Source organism: Pseudomonas songnenensis, assembly GCF_003696315.1.
GTDB classification, from domain to species: domain Bacteria; phylum Pseudomonadota; class Gammaproteobacteria; order Pseudomonadales; family Pseudomonadaceae; genus Stutzerimonas; species Stutzerimonas songnenensis.
Window position 1 is genome coordinate 448,269 of the sequence record NZ_RFFN01000001.1, and the last position, 21,696, is coordinate 469,964.

Annotated in this window: 19 protein-coding genes and 1 riboswitch; of the genes, 12 read left to right on the forward strand and 7 right to left on the reverse strand. The window is 59.2% G+C overall.

The annotated features are described in order from the left end of the window. Nucleotides 1-32: 32 nt before the first annotated feature. From EA798_RS02035 to EA798_RS20515, 6 genes are all read left to right on the forward strand, one after another. Nucleotides 33-923: an AarF/UbiB family protein gene (locus EA798_RS02035; protein ID WP_167462866.1), complete on the forward strand. Its 891-nt coding sequence runs from the start codon at nucleotides 33-35 to the stop codon at nucleotides 921-923. Between the two features lie 71 nt (nucleotides 924-994). After that, nucleotides 995-1,831 carry a hypothetical protein gene (locus EA798_RS02040; RefSeq protein ID WP_122097880.1) on the forward strand — a complete coding sequence of 279 codons (837 nt, stop codon included), beginning with the start codon at nucleotides 995-997 and terminating at the stop codon, nucleotides 1,829-1,831. Further along, complete coding sequence (locus EA798_RS02045) at nucleotides 1,824-2,789, forward strand: glycosyltransferase (RefSeq protein WP_122097881.1); 966 nt, start codon at nucleotides 1,824-1,826, stop codon at nucleotides 2,787-2,789. Before EA798_RS02040 ends, EA798_RS02045 begins: the two co-directional genes overlap by 8 nt. Before the next feature lie 3 nt (nucleotides 2,790-2,792). Next, nucleotides 2,793-3,701: a DUF6625 family protein gene (locus tag EA798_RS02050; RefSeq protein ID WP_122097882.1), complete on the forward strand. Its 909-nt coding sequence runs from the start codon at nucleotides 2,793-2,795 to the stop codon at nucleotides 3,699-3,701. Then, a complete protein-coding gene (locus EA798_RS02055; protein WP_147456774.1) occupies nucleotides 3,698-4,894 on the forward strand; it encodes an O-antigen ligase family protein in 1,197 nt (398 codons plus the stop codon). The genes EA798_RS02050 and EA798_RS02055 overlap by 4 nt, the downstream gene beginning before the upstream one ends. Beyond that, a complete protein-coding gene (locus EA798_RS20515) occupies nucleotides 4,887-5,753 on the forward strand; it encodes a lipopolysaccharide core biosynthesis protein (protein WP_147456775.1) in 867 nt (288 codons plus the stop codon). The genes EA798_RS02055 and EA798_RS20515 overlap by 8 nt, the downstream gene beginning before the upstream one ends. A 1-nt stretch (nucleotide 5,754) precedes the next feature. Here EA798_RS20515 and EA798_RS02060 read toward each other — a convergent pair whose 3' ends face one another. Further along, nucleotides 5,755-6,372: a toluene tolerance protein gene (locus EA798_RS02060; protein WP_122097884.1), complete on the reverse strand. Its 618-nt coding sequence runs from the start codon at nucleotides 6,370-6,372 to the stop codon at nucleotides 5,755-5,757. A gap of 171 nt (nucleotides 6,373-6,543) precedes the next feature. Between EA798_RS02060 and msbA the strand changes: the two genes are divergently transcribed. The 4 genes from msbA (at nucleotide 6,544) to hldE (ending at nucleotide 12,162) form a co-directional block, all read left to right on the forward strand. Continuing rightward, nucleotides 6,544-8,367 carry a lipid A export permease/ATP-binding protein MsbA gene (gene msbA / locus EA798_RS02065; RefSeq protein WP_122097885.1) on the forward strand — a complete coding sequence of 608 codons (1,824 nt, stop codon included), beginning with the start codon at nucleotides 6,544-6,546 and terminating at the stop codon, nucleotides 8,365-8,367. Continuing rightward, nucleotides 8,367-9,263 carry a GNAT family N-acetyltransferase gene (locus EA798_RS02070; RefSeq protein WP_122097886.1) on the forward strand — a complete coding sequence of 299 codons (897 nt, stop codon included), beginning with the start codon at nucleotides 8,367-8,369 and terminating at the stop codon, nucleotides 9,261-9,263. Before msbA ends, EA798_RS02070 begins: the two co-directional genes overlap by 1 nt. Before the next feature lie 3 nt (nucleotides 9,264-9,266). Beyond that, nucleotides 9,267-10,661 (forward strand): PIG-L deacetylase family protein, encoded by a 1,395-nt coding sequence (locus EA798_RS02075; RefSeq protein ID WP_122097887.1) that lies wholly within the window; start codon nucleotides 9,267-9,269, stop codon nucleotides 10,659-10,661. Nucleotides 10,662-10,740: 79 nt separating this feature from the next. Next, nucleotides 10,741-12,162, forward strand: coding sequence for a bifunctional D-glycero-beta-D-manno-heptose-7-phosphate kinase/D-glycero-beta-D-manno-heptose 1-phosphate adenylyltransferase HldE (gene hldE / locus EA798_RS02080; protein WP_122097888.1), 1,422 nt, complete (start codon nucleotides 10,741-10,743; stop codon nucleotides 12,160-12,162). A 34-nt stretch (nucleotides 12,163-12,196) separates the two neighbouring features. On the opposite strand, the gene EA798_RS02085 is transcribed toward hldE, so the two are convergent. The 4 genes from EA798_RS02085 to EA798_RS02100 form a co-directional block, all read right to left on the reverse strand. Next, nucleotides 12,197-13,084 carry a metal ABC transporter ATPase gene (locus tag EA798_RS02085; protein ID WP_122097889.1) on the reverse strand — a complete coding sequence of 296 codons (888 nt, stop codon included), beginning with the start codon at nucleotides 13,082-13,084 and terminating at the stop codon, nucleotides 12,197-12,199. Between the two features lie 85 nt (nucleotides 13,085-13,169). After that, on the reverse strand, nucleotides 13,170-13,979 hold the full coding sequence (locus EA798_RS02090) for an aldo/keto reductase (protein WP_122097890.1): 810 nt from the start codon (nucleotides 13,977-13,979) through the stop codon (nucleotides 13,170-13,172). Continuing rightward, entirely contained in the window at nucleotides 13,976-15,151 is a 1,176-nt protein-coding gene (locus tag EA798_RS02095; RefSeq protein WP_122097891.1) for an NAD(P)/FAD-dependent oxidoreductase, read from the reverse strand. The genes EA798_RS02090 and EA798_RS02095 overlap by 4 nt, the downstream gene beginning before the upstream one ends. A 55-nt stretch (nucleotides 15,152-15,206) precedes the next feature. Beyond that, the gene (locus tag EA798_RS02100) at nucleotides 15,207-15,539 is read right to left on the reverse strand and encodes a DMT family transporter (RefSeq protein ID WP_122097892.1); all 333 of its coding nucleotides are present in this window, start codon (nucleotides 15,537-15,539) and stop codon (nucleotides 15,207-15,209) included. Nucleotides 15,540-15,650: 111 nt separating this feature from the next. Here EA798_RS02100 and waaA point away from each other — a divergent pair, with 111 nt between their 5' ends. After that, complete coding sequence (gene waaA / locus EA798_RS02105) at nucleotides 15,651-16,919, forward strand: lipid IV(A) 3-deoxy-D-manno-octulosonic acid transferase (protein ID WP_122097893.1); 1,269 nt, start codon at nucleotides 15,651-15,653, stop codon at nucleotides 16,917-16,919. A gap of 117 nt (nucleotides 16,920-17,036) precedes the next feature. Here waaA and EA798_RS02110 read toward each other — a convergent pair whose 3' ends face one another. Next, a complete protein-coding gene (locus EA798_RS02110) occupies nucleotides 17,037-18,491 on the reverse strand; it encodes a TolC family outer membrane protein (RefSeq protein WP_122097894.1) in 1,455 nt (484 codons plus the stop codon). 175 nt (nucleotides 18,492-18,666) lie between these two features. Continuing rightward, a riboswitch (TPP riboswitch) is annotated at nucleotides 18,667-18,773 on the forward strand. A gap of 100 nt (nucleotides 18,774-18,873) precedes the next feature. Here EA798_RS02110 and thiC point away from each other — a divergent pair. Then, nucleotides 18,874-20,754, forward strand: a complete 1,881-nt coding sequence (gene thiC, locus EA798_RS02115; protein ID WP_003285206.1) for a phosphomethylpyrimidine synthase ThiC — start codon at nucleotides 18,874-18,876, stop codon at nucleotides 20,752-20,754. Nucleotides 20,755-20,819: 65 nt separating this feature from the next. Here thiC and EA798_RS02120 read toward each other — a convergent pair whose 3' ends face one another. Further along, nucleotides 20,820-21,557 (reverse strand): RsiV family protein, encoded by a 738-nt coding sequence (locus EA798_RS02120; RefSeq protein ID WP_122097895.1) that lies wholly within the window; start codon nucleotides 21,555-21,557, stop codon nucleotides 20,820-20,822. Between the last annotated feature and the right edge of the window lie 139 nt (nucleotides 21,558-21,696).

The following is a 21,696-nucleotide window of genomic DNA, read 5'->3' on the forward strand; positions in this document are numbered from 1 at the left end:
CTATGATTAGCCTTAGTCGACTATTAAAGAAAATGGATAAGGTAGTCTATTCGAAGCATGTGTTTCATTACAGCTCCGACTTGCTATCAGAGCGAGAGTGGGTAGAGTCCTTCCTTAAAGGAAACGAAAATGCTCTATTATTGGAGGACCCAAAAGGCTATAGAGCGCTTTATCTGATCAATAGCAAGCCGGCCGTCCTTAAATGTAATCGTCTACAAGGGTGGAAAAGACTAGTCCGCCGTAAGCTTGGAATTGTTCCGACTGGTGATTATTGTCTGAGCAATGAGTTTCTTAATCTTAGTCGCCTTAATGGTAGCGGGCTGGTGCCCAAGGTCTATGGATTCGGCTATGGGCGCCGCAGCTTAGCGCGAGACGAGTATTTGTTGATTGAGTTCCTTTCCGGAATGCGCACGGTTGACGAAATAATGGTAAAAACTCCAGGGGCCGGCGAGTGGGTAGCCTCTCAGGTAGTTGATCTCTTCTATCGCATGCTTGATTCAGGCTTCATACATATGGATCCCCATCCAAGCAATATCATGTTAGGAGATCAACAAGAAAATGCGCGGTTTATTGACCTTGAGTGCTGTGCCTTTGACAATAGTGACCCATGCTTTGCTCTCGCATTTTCTCTGGGATACTTTTTTCATTTTTGGTTTTCGCATTTCGTTGATGAGCAGATATATGATGAATGGGTGCTGGGCTTGGTGGCCAAGCGGAAGGGTTTTCCTCTTGATGAGCGATTCTTGCGTATCTATCAACGCTTCAAGACAGCAAAGGTAAGTCGCAAGGAGCGTTTCGAGGCGCTGGTTAACAATAAATTTAGAAGGCGGTTTGAGCACGGTATTGTAATTTCCGGTGAGATCATGCAGAAATTAAAGGAAACTGCTGATGGGTCCATGCGAGCCGCAAATCAGCTCGGTTAAAGCGTGACTTGATCGGTCGGCAGGCCTACTGCGGATAACGTTCTTAGATTGGGTTAAGTTTGCAGGGCTATATGAGAATTGCACTTGCGTATTTTGGTTTGCCGCGGAACTCGTCTGTTTGCTTTCCTTCAATTGAAAAAAACATCTATCGGCGCTTACCCTCAGGCGCACAAGTTGAGTCGTTCTATCATTTCTATGAACCGCTCCTAATTAACAATCCTAGGTCAAGAGAGCTTGGGGTTCTTGGAGAAGAAAACTATCGCGCATTCAATGACATGCTTGGCATTCTCGAAGTGACTGGCGAGTGCCTGGAACGTTGGGATTTCGAACGTATTAAATCCTATGGCGATGTTTGGGGGGACGAATTCAAATCGCTCTCTAACCTCGTGCATCAGCTCAACTCGCTTCACGCCGTGACGAGTCGCGTCGACGACTATGAACCCGATGTTGTGATTTTTCTTCGTCCCGACCTTTTATATCATGATGCACTGCCAGATTTTGTGCTACCAGCCGTACTGGCACGGCCGAACGCCATTTATATACCGCACTGGCAATGGTGGAATGGGTTGAATGATCGTTTCGCTATTTGTGGGCGCGCGGTCTACGGGGCCTATGGTCGACGCATTGAGCAAGTTCTACCATTCTGCAAAGTCTTGGGCCGAGGACTCCATTCCGAGCGTCTGCTCCGCTTCGCCATGACACAAGCAGGCGCGAAAATACGCACTCTGGAAATGCGCGCGTCCAGGGTTAGAGTTGGCGGAGAGATAGTGGAAGAGTCGTTTTCCTCAAAGCGCTCAATGGGGCGGAGAGAGAATCGTCTGGCGTTGCCTCTGGCACGGATGCGCGCTTGCATAGATCATTTTCATTATGGCTGGAGTTCCGCGCTCCGCAGGAGCATGCATGAGTAGCCGACTTAAAGTTTTGTTTCTAGTGCAAAAAGATCAGCGAGTTATTCTGGATAGTTTATATGATGCGATCGCCCAGAACTGCGATTGCGATATTCGATGGCTCGGGCGAGATGAGCAGGCTAATCTGAAACGCTATTTTTCACGACATGTGCAGATTGAAAAATATGATCGGATCCTGTTTTTTTTGCGTTTTAAGCAAGAAATACGCCAGGTTGCGTTTCTCCGTACGCTCCCAAATATTGTAATTCTTGAGCATGATGCGTATCAGAATTATATAAAATGCAAGTATGCAGGGCTCTTTTCTAAGCATTACCGTCAACTGCCGTGGGTACGTGTGATTTCGTCGGGTTTTAAAGTCGCGGAAAGGTTGCGTTCCGAGGGAGTTGACGCAGTTTTTGTTGCCAAAGGATATGATCAGAAGCTACGTGATTTAAAGCTTGCCCGTGATATTGAACTGGCTTTCGTCGGTAGCACAAAAAGCGTGGCGTATAGCGGCCGCAAGGCGATGTTGGATGCTATTGGCGCAGTGGAGCCGTTGCAGGTCATGCGAACCAATTCAGGTGACGCCTATTTACATACGCTTAACCGCATACGTTTTTTCGTTAGCGCCGATGTTGGTATGGGCGAATATATGATTAAGAACTTTGAGGCTATGGCTTGTGGTTGTGTGCTCTTTGCATACGATCAAGGGGAAGAGGAGAGCCGAGCCTTAGGTTTTATAGATATGAATAACTTGGTACTTTATCGGAATCTGGACGAGTTTCGAAAAAAGTTGGCGTTGTTGCGCGAGAATGAGCAGTTAGCAAATGAAATTGCTTGTCGTGGACAAGAGTTGGTTCAGCGCCGTTTTAGCTTTGATCTGTTAGGGCGTGAGGTTGTACATGCAATGCAGGCGCCTTTACGGCCTTGGTGTCATATAGGCTGGTTGCAACGCCAACGATTGCGCTGGGGGATATAAGGAATGCCTTCGATTCTTTTTATTATCCCCTATTTTGGTCGTTGGCCATTTTGGATGCATTTATTTATTCGCAGTTGCGCAGAAAACTCAGATATTGATTGGTTGTTTTTCAGTGATTGCGGAGTGCCTGAAAATCTACCTGCCAACGTGCGTGTGAAAGAGATTAGCTACTCCAATTACTGTGCTTTGGTCAGTGAACGCTTAGGAATACGATTTTCTCCTGAAAACCCTTACAAGCTTTGTGATATTAAACAAGCTTTAGGTTATATTCATTGCGAAGATCTCGATGGATATGACTTTTGGGCGTTTGGAGATATAGACGTCGTTTACGGGCGTTTGCGTGAATACTTTAATTTTGATCGCTTGGCTCGATACGAGCTTTTATCTACGCATGCGCGTCGCGTTTCCGGTCATTTGTGCTTATTAAAAAACAACACGCGCATGCGTGAGGCCTTTATGCTTATTCCAAACTGGCGCGAGCGGCTGGCTGACCAGCAGCATCACGCGTTGGACGAAGGAGCGTTTAGCCGAATATTTATTTGGCGTAAGAATTTCCCGAAGCCTCTATTCAATCTTGTCGGTAAGCTCAATCCTTGGCGCAGATGTAGTGAATTTAAGGAGGCATTCAGTACGCCGAATGCAGGGCAACCTTGGGTAGATGGAAGTTATCGTTTTCCACAGCGCTGGTACTGGCTGGAGGGTAGACTAACTAACGATCTGAATGGGGAGCGTGAGTTTCCATATCTGCACTTCTTTGGATGGAAGCGGGACGCCTGGCCCTCGGTCTCTGTCCCTTCTGAAGATAAAATGCTCAGTTTGTCTCGTGAAAAAGGCTGGATGATTAACGCTGAGGGGTTCTCGTCACTTCCTGTATCTGTAAAAGCTGAACAGCCTGCGGGAGAAATCGTTTGAGTTTTGGCCAGAAGACTTCATTTTCAGTGGCGCTTTTTGCTTCGTTGGTATTGGTTGCTTTCTTTCTAGGGCCATTTTACTGGTTTGGTAGCAATGCAGGGTGGGCGAATTTCATCAGAATAGGTACGGTACTAGCACTAGGCTTATTAGTGTGGCGCGATTGGCCGCTACATAAGCCGGATAGTTTTCAAATAGTGTTTCTTTTGTTTTGGGTCTACCTGGCGCTGAACTCTATGGTATTGAGTGAAAGCGCGCAGCCGCTCAGGCGCCTCGTCTTTATTTTGTGTTTCGTTCTAATGGTATCTCGGGTAGGACTGACCTCGGTTCACTGGAGGTGGATAATAGCAGGTGTGGGGTTGTTGGGAGCAGGGTTCGCCTTGTTCTCTCTGGCCAACTTGTATCGGTTGGGTATGCTTAGTTTTGAGTACCGATCCGGGAAGGTTTTTTCTTCTGGAGTGCCGGAAATAGCCTATTTCGGAAATACTATCGTCGCCGCTCTGCACTATGCTGTTTGCTATTGTGCAGCGCTATGGATGTTTTTTTCGTCTCGCACGCGAAGTGCTCTATTGGCTTGGGGGAGCTGCGTGCTGGTTATTAGTGTTTATCTATTCTTGACCTACGCGCGTAGTGGTTGGATTGCAGCGTTAATCGTTTCCTGTGTTCTTTGGTTACTGATGATCGATCGTCAGCGCTGGCGGCGCTATGTATTGTTCGCCTCTTTCATGGCGGGAGGAGCAACACTTTTTTTGTTTAAATACTCTGCCTATGAATTCGGTGTGCGCGGTCTTACCCATCGTGATGAAATATGGCGGTCCGTGCTAGCGCAGGCTCTTCCAAACTGGTTTTGGGGCAAGGGGGCGGGAGCTGATATTGCGCCTGTAGTCGTCAATATGGGCGCCCAAACAGTGCGTAATGCCCATAGCTTGTACTTAGAGATATTTTACCAGTTTGGATTGCTTGGGTTTTTGCTGGCGATTATCATTTTGTTTTTTGCCTTGCTGCGGCTTTTCAAGTTATCAAAAGAGAAGATCGGTGGAGAAATTTCGGTGTTTGCTTTTGCGTTGCTGTCCGCCGCATCTGTAGTGATGTTTTTTGAGTTGAATACGTTCGTTGGTGCGCCGAACTTGGTATGGCTTTGGTTTTGGTTGCCCTTGGGAGTAGCGCTGAGTAGTTACAGGCGCGCAAATGCTTAAGGTTGATTTCATTGACGGGCGGCGCTGGCTTGTTGATGCTGCAGGTTCGTTAATTACCCCGATTCGTTCATTCTGCGAGTTGGCTGGGAGCTTGCGGGGTGATAATGCTTTTATAGCGGCATCTGGATCTTCAGCTAGAGATTTTCCATGGTCTAAATACAATGGTTATCCTTTCATCGCAATGAACGGATCGGTCGTCGCGTGCGTTGAAAACAATATCGTTCCCAGGTTTTATTTATGTGACGACGAAAGTTTTGCTCGTGATCGTTTTGCTCTGGCGTTGCTCGGCCTTGAGCGCGCGCAGAACGTGGCTATGAGTCTTGAGGTTCTATCTTTGCTCCACACGGCGCAACCTGGCTGTCTGGCTGGTCGATCTGTCTTTTTATTGGAGCGGGTAAACCGATTCATAAGTCGTAAGCGCTTGTCGGATCGATCCTATGCTTGGTCTATAAGAAATGATCAGGATCTGATTTCCCAATTTTCACTTATACGGAAGTCGCCTAATCGGGTTGGCTTTAGTCTAAACTTAGACAAGGGGTATTTTGTCGCGCGAACAATTCCTTACGTGGCTTTGCAGCTTTGCTACCAGCTTGGGTGCCGGCGCATTTTTCTTATTGGCGTTGATCTTTCCGGAGGTGGCGGTCGCTTTTACGAAGCTGGCACGGACGTGCTGCCCACGTCTTTGGATGAGGATTACGATAAGTATATTTTCCCAAGTTTTCTCTGGATGAAGCGCCGCGTTGTGTCCGCCGGTTTTCAGGTCTACAATTTGTCACCTATAAGTCGCCTGCCCGAAAAGCTCTTTCCAAGGCTTACTAATAATGAGTTGGAGCGTATGCTAGAAAATTCGGAGCATTAAACTAAGTTCGCTGGCGTGCCCTTTCTTGGTAGTACGCGCTGAAAAAATCCCCGTGCACTCTGCTTTCAATCCATGTGCGATCATCCTCGTCGCGCAACATGTGTTTAAAATTTCGCTGACTTTTATAAGGGCCGAGCGGTTTGGTTTGGCACTTCAAGTCGGCGATGTCTATTAAGCCAAGTCTGCCTTCGGGCGTAAGGACAATGTTTCCTAAATGTATCGATCGAAAAAAGATACCTTTTTCATGAAGGTGCGCTAGGAATCGACCGAGCTGGTCAAATAGGTTTGCGGGGCTTTCGTCAGCTTGCCGGCGTAGCTGTCGCAGGGTTACGCCGGGTAGTGGGTGGTAGTGCACAGCGTCTCGCTTGATTGAAGGGATTTTATAAGTATTTATTAATGACGGGCAGGCGACGTCCAGCCGTTGTAGATTTTTGATGTTATCAGCGAACCTCTTGGCATATGGGTAGAGCACCGCGGAGCTAAAGAAATGTTTCAGCCTAAAAAGCTTCAAGATTGTGCCATCATTTAGCAATAGCACCTTCTCTCCACAGCTGTCTTTTTCGAGCACTCGGGCTCCCTCACGCATGCGCACGTAAGATTCTATTTGAAGTTTTTGCATTAGTGCTTTCCGGTCATCTGTAAACGTTTAGGCTAGGTTTTGACCGGACCTATTTAGTTTGGTACCCAGCGGAGTGCAAGAATTTTACACGTACTGCTTGGCGATTGTCTTACCCAGCTTAGGTCTAGGGGTATGCTAAAATTCGCAGCTCTCATCCTCAATTGGTCTGTCATGAGCCATCCTGAAAAAAAAATTTCGAGCCTAGGGATTTACTTCCGCTTGCTGGGGTATGTGAGACCCTATTTCGGTCTATTTTTGATCAGCATGCTCGGTTTTCTGATCTTTGCTTCCACCCAGCCGATGCTTGGCTACATTCTCAAGTACTTCGTCGACGGCCTGTCCAATCCCGATGCGAGCCTGCTCGAAGGTGTGCCGGGGCTGCTGGAGCATGCACCCTGGCTCGCACGCCTGAAGCTGTTGCAGGCTGTGCCGTTATTGATCGTGGCGATCGCATTGTGGCAGGGCATTGGCTCTTTTCTGGGCAATTACTACCTCGCCAAGGTTTCGATGGGGCTCGTACAGGATCTGCGCGTCGCGCTGTTCAACAATCTGCTGACCTTGCCCAACCGCTATTTCGATAACCACAACTCCGGTCACTTGATTTCAAGGATCACCTACAACGTGACCATGGTCACCGGCGCCGCTACTGATGCCATCAAGGTGGTGGTGCGTGAAGGCATGACGGTGCTTTTCCTGTTTGCCACCCTGCTGTGGATGAACTGGAAACTCACTCTGGTTATGGTGGCCATCCTACCGGTCATCGGCGTCATGGTAACCAGCACAAGCAAGAAGTTTCGTAAGCAAAGCAAGAAGATCCAGGCCAGCATGGGTGATGTGACCCACATTACTTCCGAGAGTATTCAGGGTTATCGGGTAGTGCGCAGCTTTGGTGGTGAGGCCTATGAGAAGCAGCGTTTCCTCAATGCCAGTGAGCAGAACAAATTCAAGCAATTGAAAATGGTGAAGACCAACGCGGTCTACACCCCGAGCCTGCAGCTGGTGATCTACAGCGCCATGGCGGTGCTGATGTTCCTTGTGCTGCTGCTGCGAGGCGATGCGTCGGCTGGCGATCTGGTCGCTTACATCACGCTGGCCGGTTTGCTGCCCAAACCGATTCGCCAGCTGTCGGAAGTCAGTTCGACCATTCAGAAAGGTGTCGCTGGCGCTGAGAGCATCTTCGAGCAGCTCGACGAGCGACCCGAGATCGACACTGGCACGCTGGAGCGCGATTCGGTCAGCGGACGTCTGGAAGTGCGCAACCTCAATTTCGTCTACCCGGGCAGCGACAAGCCGGTGCTGCACGACATCAGCTTCACCGTGGAGCCCGGCCAGATGGTGGCGCTGGTCGGTCGGTCCGGCAGCGGCAAGTCGACACTGGCCAATCTGATCCCGCGTTTCTACCATCATGAGACCGGCCATATCCTGCTGGACGGTGCGGATGTCGAGTCCTACACGTTGCGCAACCTGCGCCGGCATATTGCCCTGGTGACGCAGCAGGTGACTCTGTTTAACGATACCGTGGCGAACAACATCGCCTACGGCGATCTGGCCGGCGCGCCGCTGGACGACATCCGCCGTGCCGCTCGCGATGCCTACGCCGACGAGTTCATCGAGCAAATGCCCGAGGGCTATCAGACCCTGGTCGGGGAAAACGGCGTGCTGCTCTCAGGTGGACAGCGGCAGCGCCTGGCAATTGCGCGTGCACTGCTCAAGAATGCCCCCGTGCTGATTCTTGACGAAGCGACTTCGGCGCTGGATACCGAGTCCGAGCGGCATATCCAGGGGGCTCTGGACCATGTGATGCAGGGCCGCACCACGCTGGTCATCGCTCACCGCCTGAGCACAATCGAGAAGGCCGATCTGATCCTGGTAATGGAGCAGGGCCGCATCGTCGAGCGTGGCACCCATGCCGAGCTGCTGGCGGTGAACGGTGCCTACGCGCGGCTTCATGCGACGCAGTTCCAGGACGACGAATCGGACGAGCAGGGCGCCTGATGCTGCAGTTTCTGAAAAGCTGGCGTGAACGCGGCTGGTGCGAGATCGATGCCGACACCTATGCGCAGATCTGGCAGCGCTACGGCGGCAGCGTCGCCACTCACCCAGCCGTCGTCGAGCGGCTGGCCGGTCTTGCCGGTATTCCGGTGCGCTATCTGGCCTGGGAGCGGCACGGCGAATTGATCGCTGCGGTTCCCTGCTGGGGGCGCCATCTGGCGCTGTCCAAGGACGTATTGAAAAAGACCGGCAAGCGCGGGCTGTTCGATCTGGGTAATGCCGAGATCATCCTGCCCGTCGCCGAGCAGGCGGCGATTCCGGTCCGCCAGCGCATGCGCTACGTGTCAGAGCTCAATGCTGGCGCGATCAGCACCTTGCGCGAGCAACCGGAGGGTCTGGCGCTGGCGCGCGAACCGGAGGCGTACTCGAAGAAGTTTCGTTACAACCAGCGCCGCGAGCAGCGCCTGCTGGAAGAGGCGGGCGGTGTGCTGCGGTCGATGCTGGATTTCTCGCCGACCGAGCAGGCTGCAATGTATGCCGATCTGTTCCAGCGCCGCTGGGGTTTCGAGGCGCCCGGTAAGAGCCATCTGCAAGAGGTCTTTGCACTACTGCGCGAGTTCATGACCGGCTCGGTGGTGTTTCTCGACGAGCAGCCGATCGCCATTCAGGTTCTCTATCGGGTCGAGTCGCCGAAATGGATGTCCGTCGAGTACATCAATGGCGGTGTCGATCCGGTGCAGCGGGACTTCAGCCCAGGCAGCGTGCTCAGTTTCGTCAACACCCAGACGGCCTGGGCCGAGGCGCGGGCGCTGGACAAACCGCTGCGTTATTCCTTTGGCCGGGCGGATCGCGAGTACAAGGATCGCTGGTGCAACCGCGTTCCGGTCTATCAGGTGTGAGCCATGAGTGCACGCAAGCAGCAATTGCTTAAACGCCACCGCAAGCACAAACGCATCGCCTTGCTGGTCGCGCTTGTCGCGCTGCTGCTGCTCGGCGCGCTGGTTGCTTGGTGGTTGGTTCCGCTCTTGCTGGTGTTGGGCTGGATCGCTCATGAGGCCTGGTTTGCCGACCACCTGTTCTACAGCCCTCAGGACGATTACGACTACGTATTCCCGGACGATGCCCAGCGTTATTCGGTGCGGATCGACGGCGGCCGACTCGCTCCGCCGGAGCGCTTCGAAGCCGCGGATACGCTTATTCTCGAGATCGAGCTCAAGGCCAGCTGGCTGGGGCGATGGCTTGATCCGCAGGTGTGGGTCGGTGACGACCGTCAGGATTTCGAGCGGGGCGTTGCCGGCCGGCGCTATCTCAACCTGTCCGGCCAGCATGAGCCGCTGAGTGGGGGTGTGCTGCGTGTCAGCGGGCGCTTCTGTCGCCTGTCCGGCGAGGCGACGCTCTTCGCGATGCGCAACCCGGATTATTCCGAGCGCCGTGTGCTGATCGTCGCCCCGCATGCCGACGATGCCGAGCTGGCCGCTTTCGGCCTGTACAGTCGGGCACACGATGTGGCCATCGTGACCCTGACCCAGGGCGAGATCGAGGCCGACAGATACCGTCGGCTGGGTCTGGACGATGCGTCTGCCGCCAGGCTCAAGGGGCGGTTGCGCACCTGGGATAGCCTGGCGGTGCCATTGTGGGGCGGCGTACCGCAGTCGCGGTGCGTCCAGCTGGGCTATTACTGCCTGCAGCTGCCCGCCATGGCGGCCGATCCGCAGACGCCGTTCGGCTCGCGCGAATCCGGTGAACAGGACTTGCGCAGCGTGCGCCGGCACAATCCGCTGCTGTTGCCCGCGGATGTGGACGGTGTGCCCAGTTGGGACAATCTGCAGGCCGATCTGCGGGTTCTGCTCGCTCATTTTCGCCCTGAGGTGGTGGTCACACCGCACCCTGAACTGGATCCTCACGCTGACCATGTGGCTGCCACCCGGGCCTTGTATCAGGCCATGGAGGAGGGCGACTGGCTGCCGGAAACACTGCTGTTGTATGCCAACCACCTGCACGACAATGATCGCTGGCCGATGGGGCCGGCTGATGGCGGCGTGGCTTTGCCGCCCGCCATCGAGCCACTCCCGGCTGATCGCCTATGGAGCCCGACGCTGGATTCCGAGGCTCGGCTGAACAAGGCCATGGCGCTGGCGATGCAACACGATTTGCAGGGTCCTTTGCCGCTCAAGAAGCGTCTGCGCCGCCTGATCCAGGCCGCCCTCGCCGGTCGCCGCTGGCCGTCCACTGGCGATGACGAGTTTTTCCGCAAGGCCGTGCGCAGACACGAGCTATTCTGGGTGCGCAAGCTCTAGCAGCGTTGACACGCTGGCCGGGCCAGCGCGGCCCGCATGTTATGATCGCCGCCGTTTTCTGTCAGTCATCGGAGCCCCAATGAAGCTGTCCATGCCCCGTTTCGACCAAGCCGCCGTTCTGGTGGTCGGTGACGTCATGCTCGATCGTTACTGGCATGGCGGCACGTCGCGGATCTCGCCCGAGGCACCGGTGCCGGTGGTGAAGGTCGAGCAGATCGAAGATCGCCCAGGTGGTGCGGCCAACGTCGCGCTGAACATCGCGGCGTTGGGGGCTGCCGCGGCGCTGGTGGGTGTGACCGGCGAGGACGAGGCGCGTCAGAGCCTGGCTGACAGCCTCGCGGCTGCCGGTGTGCAGGCGCATTTCCAGTGCATCGATGACCAGCCCACCATCGTCAAGCTGCGGGTGATGAGTCGCCATCAGCAACTGCTGCGCATGGATTTCGAGGAGCTGTTCAACACCGATCCGGCCGCGTTGCTGGCCGAGGTGGAAGGGCTGCTGGCCGGGGTCAAGGTGCTGGTGCTGTCGGACTACGGCAAGGGCGCGCTGAAGAACCATCAGGCGCTGATCCAGGCGGCGCGGCGCCGTGGCATTCCGGTGCTGGCCGACCCCAAGGGCAAGGATTTCGACATCTATCGCGGCGCTACGCTGATCACGCCGAACCTGGGCGAATTCGAGGCGATCGTCGGGCATTGTGCCGACGAGGCCGAGTTGGTCAGCAAGGGGGCCGAGCTGATGAGCCGGCTCGAGCTGGATGCGCTGCTGGTCACCCGTGGCGAGCACGGCATGACCCTGCTGCGTCCCGATCACGCGCCGCTGCACCTGCCGGCCCGTGCCCGCGAGGTGTTCGATGTCACCGGTGCCGGCGATACCGTCATTTCAACCCTGGCCGCTGCGATTGCGGCTGGCGAGGAACTGCCACAGGCCGTGGCACTGGCCAACCTGGCCGCCGGTATCGTGGTCGGCAAGCTGGGCACCGCCTGCATCAGCGCGCCGGAGCTGCGCCGCGCGGTGCAGCGCGAGGAAGGCTCCGAGCGTGGCGTGATGACCGTCGAACAGCTGCTCACCGCGGTCGAGGATGCCCGCGCCGAGGGTGAGAAGATCGTCTTCACCAATGGCTGTTTCGACATCCTGCACGCCGGCCATGTGACCTACCTCGAGCAGGCCCGGGCCCAGGGCGACCGGCTGGTGGTGGCTGTGAACGATGATGGCTCGGTGAGCCGCCTCAAGGGCCCGGGCCGGCCGATCAACTCGGTGGATCGACGCATGGCGGTGCTGGCCGGTCTGGAAGCGGTGGATTGGGTGGTGTGCTTTTCCGAGGACACACCGGAGAACCTGCTGGCCCAGGTGCGACCCGATGTACTGGTCAAGGGCGGCGACTATGGCGTCGATCAGGTCGTCGGGGCCGATCTGGTCAAGGCCTACGGCGGTGTGGTGAAGGTGCTGGGGCTGGTGGAAAACAGCTCGACCACCGCCATAGTCGAGAAGATCCGCGCCCGCTGAACCACGGCAGCCAAGTGCCGCGCGATCGGGCTTCTCAGCGCGCCGCGGCGGCTGGCCGGGCTGCCCACCAGTCCTTCCAGCGAACCCGCTCGTCGCGCACCACCCAGCCCTCCTGTGGTGCAAAACTCTCTGACAGCCACAGCCCCCGTGTATTAACGGGGCTGAACTGGCCATCACGCAACTGCAGCAGCTGCTCCTGCGGTTGTCCCTGGTGCAGCGGAACAAGGTAGAGGTCGGGCCTGTTGCGGTTCAGGCGCGCCACCAGCTTGTCGGCCTCCAGGCGTTCGTCGACATGGTACAGGCTGAGCTGGCGAACCTCCTTCGGCAGTTCCATGCGCATGTCGTAGACCAGCTGCAACGATGCCGTCGGCAGGTGCACATAGGCGCGTGGCCGTTCCATGAGCACCATGTTGCCGCACTGCACCGGCCGTGTGGCGCCAGACTGCGAGGCGAGCTTGAAATGCACCGCCTCGCGGTAGTGCAGGCTGGCCTGATAGGGCGTGGGCAACCAGGTGTCGCCGAAGCGCCCGGCAAGCCAGCCTTCGGGCGTCTCCAGCAGGCATTCTTCGGCGATTTCCTGGATGGCGGTGAGCAATGGCAGGTTCAGCTCATGTGCCGGGATGTAGCCGGAAATCAGCTTGAGCACCACGTCGCCGCGGTCCAGGCGCTGCTGGCGGACCAGCACCCAGTATTCCCGGCCCTGCCAGCAGAGGGTCAGGCGGACCGAGACGCCCAGATTGGCCAGCTCGATGGCAAAGCGGCCCGGATCGGCCACCTCCACCGGGCGGCGGCGCGCGATGACTTCGGCGAAATTCAGCGGCCGACCCAGGCTCTGGTAGCTCAGGCTGTCGTGGCCGGCCTCGACGTAGAGAGGCAGGGTCTTGAATGCGGCAGGGCTCTTGCGTACCAGAACGCGAGGCATCCGGGCTCTCCTTACGGCGAACGGGGCCGCCGCGCGGCGCCGGTGGCTGCTGCCGCGCAGCGAATGGAACGCTGAGCCTCCGAGGTCAGTTGCCCGTCAGGACGGCGGCAGCAGTGGCTACGTTAGACGTCAAATGCTGCGGATTGATAGTGCCGATGATCGCGCCGCTGACCCCGGGATGACCGAACAGCAGCTCGAAACTGCGACGGACCGGGTCGTCGCCTGGCTTGAGGCAGGCATGTCCGCTGGCCAGGGCCTTCTTGATCAGGATGCCCTTGCCGTGGGCTGCAGCGTAGTCGAGGACCGGTCGTTCGGCCTGCTCGTTGAGGTTGTAGGTCACCATCGCGCAGTCGCCCTGCTGCAGCGCCAGCAGCCCACCATCGACCGTCTTGCCGGACAGGCCGAAGCCGAGGATCTTGCCCTCGCGCTTGAGTTCGGCCAGGGTCTGATAGACCTCGGTGTGCTGCAGGATATCGAGGTCGTTGCCGTCCGAGTGCACCAGCACCAGTTCGATGCGGTCGGTACGTAGGCGCTTGAGGCTGCGCTCCACCGAGAAGCGCGTGTGGGTGGCAGAAAAGTCGAAGCGCGACTGGCCGTTCGCGAACTCCTCGCCAACCTTGCTGACGATCACCCAATCCTCGCGCTGTCCGGCCAGCAACGGGCCCAGCCGTTCCTCGCTGACGCCGTAGGCCGGCGCGGTGTCGATCAGGTTGATGCCCAGTTCGCGGGCCAGGGTCAGCAGTTGGCGAGCCTGGGCGTCGTCTGGGATGGAAAAACCGTTGGGATATTTCACCCCTTGATCGCGGCCCAGCTTCACCGTGCCTAGACCCAACGGCGAAATGCGCAGGCCGGTGCTGCCCAGTAGGCGGTGCAGGTCATGCAGCGTCGCGTTCATGGCAGCAGCCCTTCCCAGAACGGCCCGGTCAGCGGCGGACGTGGCAGTTCAGGCAGCGCCGGATGCTGGCCTGGACGGATGCCGTCACGGGCGAGGGCGGCTTCGACGCGGTCGGAGAAGTCGGGGGACAGCGCCAGCTTGGTCGGCCAACCGACCAGCAGTCGGCCCTGCTCGGCAAGGAAGGCGTTGTCCGGACGGGCGAGTGCCGATTGTGCAGGCTCGGCGCGGTCGATACGCAGCGTGGCCCATTGCGCGGAGGACAGGTCGATCCAGGGCACCAGTTCGGCCAGCTCCTTTTTCGCGGCGGCGATCTGACTGGCTTCGTCGCGCGCCACGCCATCGACTTCGGCCAGGTCGCCGCCGAGATACCAGAGCCACTCGCCGTCCGCTGTCGGATGGCTGGTGACCGTGATCCGCGGTTTGGTGCCGCCGCCCAGGCAATGGGCATAGAGCGGCTTGAGCGTGGGCGCCTTGACGATAACCATGTGCAGCGGACGGCGCTGCATGGCCGGTTGCTGCAGGCCGAGCGACGCGAGCAGCTCGGCAGTCCCGCCACCGGCGCTGAACACGATGCGCTGGGCGCGGATCTCGCGACCATCGACGCGCAACCCGACCAGCTCGTTGTCGTCGAGCAGCGGTTCGATCCGCTGGCAGGCCAGCAGGCTGTCGCCAGCCAGCTCGGCCAGGCGGGCGATCAGGCTGGGCACGTCCAGCACCAGCTCGCTGAGCCGATAGACCTTGCCCTTGAACCGTGGATGCTGCAGCGCAGGCGGCAGCTCATCGCCCTTGACCTGGCCGACCCGCGAGCGCACCGCCTTGCTGGCGAAGAAGCTGGTGAGGTTGCCGGCCAGCGTGCCTGGCGACCAAAGATAATGCGCATCGGACAACAGACGCACGCCGCTGAGGTCCAGCTCGCCCTTGCCTTCGAGCGCTTCGCGCCAGCGCCGCGGCATGTCCGCAATCGCCTCGGAGGCACCGGTGAGCGCACCGCTCAGCGCGTACTTGGTACCGCCATGGATGATGCCCTGGGACTTCACGCTCTGCCCGCCGCCCAGTGCTCCCTTGTCGACCAGTAGGGTGGCAAAACCCAGTCGGCGCAGGCGCGCGTTCAGCCAAAGGCCGGCGACGCCGCCGCCAACGATCAGGACGTCGGTGCTGAGGGATTCGGGCATGTGCAGACCTCATTGGGTAAACGGTCGCGCAGTATAACTGCAGTCCGCCGGCAGCTTAGTGGCCGGCGCTGCGGGAAAACAACTGGATGACCACCACACCGGCGATGATCAGCCCCATGCCCAGTACTGCCGGCAGATCCAGGTACTGACGATAGAGCACCGCCGCGGCGACGCTGACCAGCACGATGCCGAGCCCGGCCCAGATGGCATAGGCGATGCCGACCGGGATGGTCCGTACCACCAGCGCGAGCATCCAGAACGACAGGCTGTAGCCCGTGACCACCAGCAGCAGTGGCAGCGGGCGACTGAAGCCGGCCAGTGCCTTCATCGAGGTGGTGGCGACCACCTCGGCGCAGATGGCGATGGCCAGGTAAACATAGCCGGACATGGCGAGATCCTGATTATGGGCGGCAAGTTCGTTCGGTTCCGACCTCGCCAACAAGTTCGCCGGCAGGGCGGTTATGGCTCGCGAGCAGGCGGCTTGCTAAGCTCCGCGCCCATGAATCGCACCCTCTATACCCTGTTGTTTCACCTCGGCCTGCCGCTGGTGTTCCTGCGCCTGCTGTGGCGCGCCTGGCGCGCCCCGGCCTACTCCCGTCGTATCGGCGAGCGTTTCGCCTTCGATTTGCCGCCGCTGCGTCCGGGTGGCATCTGGGTGCATGCGGTCTCGGTGGGCGAAAGCATCGCCGCGGCGCCGATGGTCCGCGAGCTGATGGCGCGCTACCCGCACCTGCCGATCACCGTCACCTGCATGACCCCGACCGGCTCCGAGCGCATCCAGGCGCTGTTCGGCGACAGCGTGCAGCATTGCTACCTACCCTATGACCTGCCTTGGACCGCGGCGCGTTTTCTGAATTGCCTGCAGCCGAAGCTGGCGGTGGTGATGGAGACCGAGCTCTGGCCCAACCATATCCATCAGTGCGCCCGGCGCGGCATACCCGTGGCGCTGGCCAACGCGCGGCTGTCCGAACGTTCGGCCCGCGGCTACGCGCGCTTCGCCCGGCTGACCGCGCCAATGCTGGCCGAGCTGAGCCTGATTGCCGTGCAGACAGAGGCTGAAGCCGAGCGTTTTCGCCGGCTCGGCGCACGCCACGAATGCGTCGAAGTGACTGGCTCGATCAAGTTCGACCTGACCATCGACCCGGCACTGCTGGCGCGGGCGACCGATTTGCGCGATCAATGGGCGGCGCAGGATCGGCCGCTGTGGATCGCCGCCAGCACCCATGCCGGCGAGGACGCAATCATCCTGGCCGCGCACCGACGCTTGCTGGAGCGATTTCCGCAGGCCCTGCTGCTCCTGGTGCCACGGCATCCGGAGCGCTTCGTCTCGGTGTATGAACTGGCGTGCAAGGAAGGCTTTGCTGCGGTGCGCCGCTCGACGGGCGAGGCGGTTGGCGCCGGCACTCAGCTGCTGGTCGGCGACACCATGGGCGAGCTGCTGTTTCTCTATGCCCTGGCCGACGTCGCCTTCGTCGGTGGCAGCCTGGTGCCCAACGGCGGGCACAATCTGCTGGAGCCTGCGGCCTTGGGCAAGCCGGTGCTCAGTGGCCCGCATCTGTTCAACTTTCTCGAAATCTCCGCGCAACTGCGCGATGCCGGCGCCCTGCGCGAAGTACAGGATGCCGATCAGCTGGCTGATGCTGTCGGTGAACTCTGGCGCGATCCGGCTGCCACGCAACGGATGCGTGACGCCGGGCTGGGCGTGCTCAGGGCCAATCAGGGGGCGTTGCAGCGTCTGCTGACGGGACTGGCGAGGCTGCTCGGCTAGCCGGTGTGTCTGGTCTGCGAGGAAAGCCGGATCAGCTGCCGGCGTCATTGCGCCGTCTGGGGTGCGAGCGCCTGGTGGGCTTAGCCCACCAGGCCAAGGTTCAAGCGAGCCTCCTGCTCAATAATCCACCCGCACCGGCTGACCGATGGTCTGCGGCAGATCCGGCGGCAGGAAGTCGGTGTCCGGGTTGTAGTCGGGTTTCAGGTAGGCCGCGAGCTGCTGCAGGTCGTCCGGGTTCAGCGTGCCGGCGGCCTGTTTCAGGCGCAGATTGTCGAGGATGTAGTCGTAGCGGGCGTTGTTGTAGTCGCGCACGGCGCCGTAGAGGCGGCGCTGGGTGTCGAGCACGTCGACGATGTTGCGGGTGCCGACCTGATAGCCGATCTCGGTGGCCTCGAGCGCGCTCTGGTTGGAGATGATCGACTGCCGGCGGGCTTCGACCTGCTCGATATCGGTATTCACCGCCCGATGCAGATTGCGTGTGGATTCGACCACCTGGCGGCGCAGGCTTTCGCGCTGCTGCTCGCTCTGACTGAGCTGGTAATACGCCTCGCGGCTCTGCGAGGTGGTCAGCCCGCCGCTGTAGAGCGGGATGTTCAGCTGCAGGCCGATGCTGCGCTGCTCGACGTCGCCGGTGTAGCGCGGCATGTCGAAGCCCGGGATGCCCTGGGTGTTGCTGAAGCCCAGCGAGTCGTTGTCGCCCTTGCGATAGGACGCCACTGCGTCGAGCGTCGGTGCATGGCCTGAGCGGCGCTGGCGCAGGGTTTCTTCCGCCGCAGTCACCGCGTAATTCACCGCCAGCAGGTTGAGGTTCTGCCGCGTCGCGGTATCGACCCAGGCCTTGGCCTCGTTTGGTACCGGGGCCAGCACCGGCAGGGTGTGGCGGATGCCTTCCAGCGCGATGTATTCGCGGTTGGTCAGGGTAAACAGTGCCTGGAAGGCGTCGTCAACCTGGCGCTGCGCGATGGAGCGGTTGGCCCGCGCGGTATCGAATCCGGCCTGGGCCTCGAGCACGTCCGTCTTGTCGGAAAGGCCGACCTCGAAGCGCTCGTTGGCCTGATCGAGCTGGCGCTTGAATGCGGCTTCTTCGGCTTTTACCGCGGCCAGATTGTCCTGCGCGCGCAGCACGGCGAAGTAGGCCTGGGCGCTCTGCAGGATCAGGTCCTGCTCGGCAATGGAGTATTCGATTGCGGCCTGCTCGCTCACGGCTTCCGCGGCCTTGAGCTGGAACCAGCGGTCGGCGCGGAAGATCGGCTGGCTCAGCGTCGCCTGATAGGCGGTGCCACTGCGCGACAGCGAGGTTGAGCCCATGCTGGTGTCGACGTCCGTCTCGGTGTCGCTCAGCTCGGCGCCGGCGCTGAGGTTGGGCAGCAGGCCGGCGCGTGCCTGCGGCACGATTTCCTGGCGGGCGCGGAACTGTGCGCGAGCTGCAGCCAGGTCGGCGTTGTTGTTGACGGCTTGCTGATAGACGCTGACCAGGTCGGTCTTGCTGGCGAGCGGGACGGTTTCCTGTGCCCAGGCTGCTCCGGCGGTGAGGGAGGCCACGGCGAGAGCCAGGGGGAGTCTGCGCAGCATGTTGGGTCCATCCTGAATAGAGCTGATGGGCAAGGCTAAGCGGCAGCTGACGGGGGGTCAAGGCGTGTGTGCGAGGCAATGTCGGATGCCGGATGTGGCTGGTCGGAATGACCGAACGGTCGACTAGTTTCGCCCTCGGCATGGCGTTCGTACCGGCTCTTGATTAGACTCGATGGCGTTCTTGTCGGGGTGCCTTGAAGCGAAGGCTGAGATCGGAAAGTTCCGGATCCCGTTGAACCTGATCAGGTTAAGGCCTGCGTAGGGAACAAGATGTGCTCGCCAGTCGTTCGGCCAGCTCTCTCGGCGCCAGTTCCGGCGCACCCGATGCCCTTGCCATCCGTGTTTTCAGGTTCGCTCCGACAATTCTCTAGGAGCCAGCCTGATGCGTGTAGAACAACAGAACCTGAGTGAGTCCGCCCAGGTCGACCAGCAGTCGATCCAACCCTTCCCGCGTTCGCAAAAAATCTATGTGCAGGGTTCGCGCCCGGATATCCGCGTGCCGATGCGCGAGATCAGCCTGGACGTGACGCCCACGGACTTCGGCGGCGAGATCAACGCCCCGGTCACCGTCTACGACACTTCTGGCCCCTATACCGATCCGAACGTGCAGATCGACGTGCGCAAGGGCCTGGCCGACGTGCGCAGTGCCTGGATCGAGGAGCGCGGCGATACCGAGAAGCTGCCGGGGTTGACCTCCGAGTTCGGCCAGCGTCGCCTCAACGATGCCGAGCTGACTGCCATGCGTTTTGCCCATGTACGCCATCCGCGGCGGGCCAAGGCCGGGCACAACGTCAGCCAGATGCACTATGCGCGCAAGGGCATCATCACGCCCGAGATGGAATACGTTGCCATCCGCGAGAACATGAAGCTGACCGAAGCTCGCGAGGCTGGGCTGCTGAAGGATCAGCACGCCGGGCATAGCTTCGGCGCCTCGATCCCCAAGGAGATCACGCCGGAATTCGTGCGTGACGAAGTGGCCCGCGGTCGCGCCATCATCCCGGCCAACATCAACCACACCGAGCTCGAGCCGATGATCATCGGCCGCAACTTCCTGGTGAAGATCAACGGCAATATCGGCAACTCGGCGCTGGGTTCCTCGATCGAAGAGGAAGTGGCCAAGCTGACCTGGGGCATCCGCTGGGGCTCGGATACGGTGATGGACCTGTCCACCGGCAAGCACATCCACGAAACCCGCGAGTGGATCATCCGCAACTCGCCGGTGCCGATTGGCACCGTGCCGATCTACCAGGCGCTGGAAAAGGTCAACGGCGTTGCCGAAGACCTGACTTGGGAGCTGTTCCGCGACACCCTGATCGAGCAGGCCGAGCAGGGCGTCGACTACTTCACCATCCACGCGGGTGTCTTGCTGCGCTACGTGCCGCTGACCGCCAAGCGCGTCACCGGCATCGTCTCGCGCGGCGGCTCGATCATGGCCAAGTGGTGCCTGGCGCATCACAAGGAGAATTTCCTCTACACGAACTTTGAGGAAATCTGCGAAATCATGAAGGCCTACGACGTCAGCTTCTCGCTGGGCGACGGCCTGCGTCCGGGCTCAATTGCTGATGCCAACGACGCCGCGCAGTTCGGTGAGCTGGAAACCCTCGGCGAGCTGACCAAGATCGCCTGGAAGCACGACGTGCAGTGCATGATCGAAGGCCCGGGTCACGTGCCGATGCACATGATCAAGGAGAACATGGACAAGCAACTGGAGTGCTGCGACGAGGCGCCGTTCTACACCCTCGGCCCGCTGACGACCGACATCGCCCCGGGCTACGACCACATCACCTCCGGCATCGGTGCGGCGATGATCGGCTGGTTCGGCTGCGCCATGCTTTGCTACGTCACGCCGAAGGAGCACCTCGGGCTGCCGAACAAGGATGACGTGAAGACCGGCATCATCACCTACAAGATTGCCGCGCACGCTGCCGATCTGGCCAAGGGGCATCCGGGCGCGCAGATCCGCGACAACGCCCTGTCCAAGGCGCGCTTCGAGTTTCGTTGGGAAGACCAGTTCAACCTCGGCCTCGACCCGGACACCGCGCGTGCCTTCCACGACGAGACGCTGCCGAAGGAGTCGGCGAAGGTGGCGCACTTCTGCTCCATGTGCGGGCCGAAGTTCTGCTCGATGAAGATCACCCAGGAAGTGCGCGAGTACGCTGCCGAGCACGGCCTGACCGACGAGCAGAAGGCCATCGAGGCCGGCTTCGCCGAGCAGTCCTCGCGCTTCAAGGACGAGGGTTCGGTGATCTACAAGCAGGTGTGACCGGCGAGGTGTGATCGACTGCCTGAGCCAAAGCGGGCCGGCCGATGCCGGCCCGCTTCATATCCTCAGAGATATTCCGGCTTCAGAATGCCTTTGAGCTGCTCATGGGGAATGAACAGCTCGGGGTGGCCGCTCGAGTACGGTGCAATGCTGTACACGTCATATTTGAGCAGTACGCTGTCCTTCAGCAGCGCGACGTTCGCGGTCTGCTGGAACGGCCAGAACTCGAGGAATGCGGCATCCTGGTCGTGTTCGTTCTCCACCAGCCAGCGCTGATGCGCCTGGCGCGCCGTACGCCAGAAGTTGCCTTCCTGACCGGGGATCAGCAGATCTTCCAGGCGCAGCTCGCTGTCCCTCTTGCTGTCGTAATTGATGAAGCCGCGACCGGGCATGCCGTGGGCCCCGCCGACATACAGATAGCTGGAAAGCTCGACGACCAGAATGTTGCGGTGCTGGTCGCGCAGCTTGGCCTGCAGATAGCTGCTCCAGCCTGGCTCAGCCGTACTCAGAAAACGTTGTTGATAGCTCTGCAAGGATTCGGGCAGCCGATCATCCGGGCCGTTGAGCGTCATCCGGCGCAGGCGCGCGTCGATCAGGCGATTCAGTTCCGGCTCGTCGGCAAATGTCAGGCTATCGATGTTTACCAGCGGGCAGTTCTCCCCCTTACAGCCGTCTGGCCGTTGTTCGGTGACGGTCTGGCGGACCTCCACCGGATGTTCCGAAGCAAAGTGCTGACAGCCGCCAAGCAGCATTGCAAGGCTGCTCAGCACGATGAAATTGCGAATGTATGCGGTTGGTATCATGGTTCGTCCAGACATGGCAGTGCGCTTTCGATTGCCGGTCACACCCGAAGTTCGTGAGTTCCGGCTGGTTGAGCCTTCTTCGGTTACGGTGGTCTGCAAAGGGCTGCACCGGAGACACTGCCGCGCTAGGATGACGACG

Coding starts and splice junctions, on each gene's coding strand:
- EA798_RS02035 (WP_167462866.1), top strand. CDS start 33: ATGGATAAGGTAGTCTATTCGAAGCATGTGTTTCATTACAGCTCCGAC.
- EA798_RS02040 (WP_122097880.1), top strand. CDS start 995: ATGAGAATTGCACTTGCGTATTTTGGTTTGCCGCGGAACTCGTCTGTT.
- EA798_RS02045 (WP_122097881.1), top strand. CDS start 1,824: ATGAGTAGCCGACTTAAAGTTTTGTTTCTAGTGCAAAAAGATCAGCGA.
- EA798_RS02050 (WP_122097882.1), top strand. CDS start 2,793: ATGCCTTCGATTCTTTTTATTATCCCCTATTTTGGTCGTTGGCCATTT.
- EA798_RS20515 (WP_147456775.1), top strand. CDS start 4,887: ATGCTTAAGGTTGATTTCATTGACGGGCGGCGCTGGCTTGTTGATGCT.
- EA798_RS02060 (WP_122097884.1), bottom strand. CDS start 6,372: ATGCAAAAACTTCAAATAGAATCTTACGTGCGCATGCGTGAGGGAGCC.
- msbA (WP_122097885.1), top strand. CDS start 6,544: ATGAGCCATCCTGAAAAAAAAATTTCGAGCCTAGGGATTTACTTCCGC.
- EA798_RS02070 (WP_122097886.1), top strand. CDS start 8,367: ATGCTGCAGTTTCTGAAAAGCTGGCGTGAACGCGGCTGGTGCGAGATC.
- EA798_RS02075 (WP_122097887.1), top strand. CDS start 9,267: ATGAGTGCACGCAAGCAGCAATTGCTTAAACGCCACCGCAAGCACAAA.
- hldE (WP_122097888.1), top strand. CDS start 10,741: ATGAAGCTGTCCATGCCCCGTTTCGACCAAGCCGCCGTTCTGGTGGTC.
- EA798_RS02085 (WP_122097889.1), bottom strand. CDS start 13,084: ATGCCTCGCGTTCTGGTACGCAAGAGCCCTGCCGCATTCAAGACCCTG.
- EA798_RS02090 (WP_122097890.1), bottom strand. CDS start 13,979: ATGAACGCGACGCTGCATGACCTGCACCGCCTACTGGGCAGCACCGGC.
- EA798_RS02095 (WP_122097891.1), bottom strand. CDS start 15,151: ATGCCCGAATCCCTCAGCACCGACGTCCTGATCGTTGGCGGCGGCGTC.
- EA798_RS02100 (WP_122097892.1), bottom strand. CDS start 15,539: ATGTCCGGCTATGTTTACCTGGCCATCGCCATCTGCGCCGAGGTGGTC.
- waaA (WP_122097893.1), top strand. CDS start 15,651: ATGAATCGCACCCTCTATACCCTGTTGTTTCACCTCGGCCTGCCGCTG.
- EA798_RS02110 (WP_122097894.1), bottom strand. CDS start 18,491: ATGCTGCGCAGACTCCCCCTGGCTCTCGCCGTGGCCTCCCTCACCGCC.
- thiC (WP_003285206.1), top strand. CDS start 18,874: ATGCGTGTAGAACAACAGAACCTGAGTGAGTCCGCCCAGGTCGACCAG.
- EA798_RS02120 (WP_122097895.1), bottom strand. CDS start 21,557: ATGATACCAACCGCATACATTCGCAATTTCATCGTGCTGAGCAGCCTT.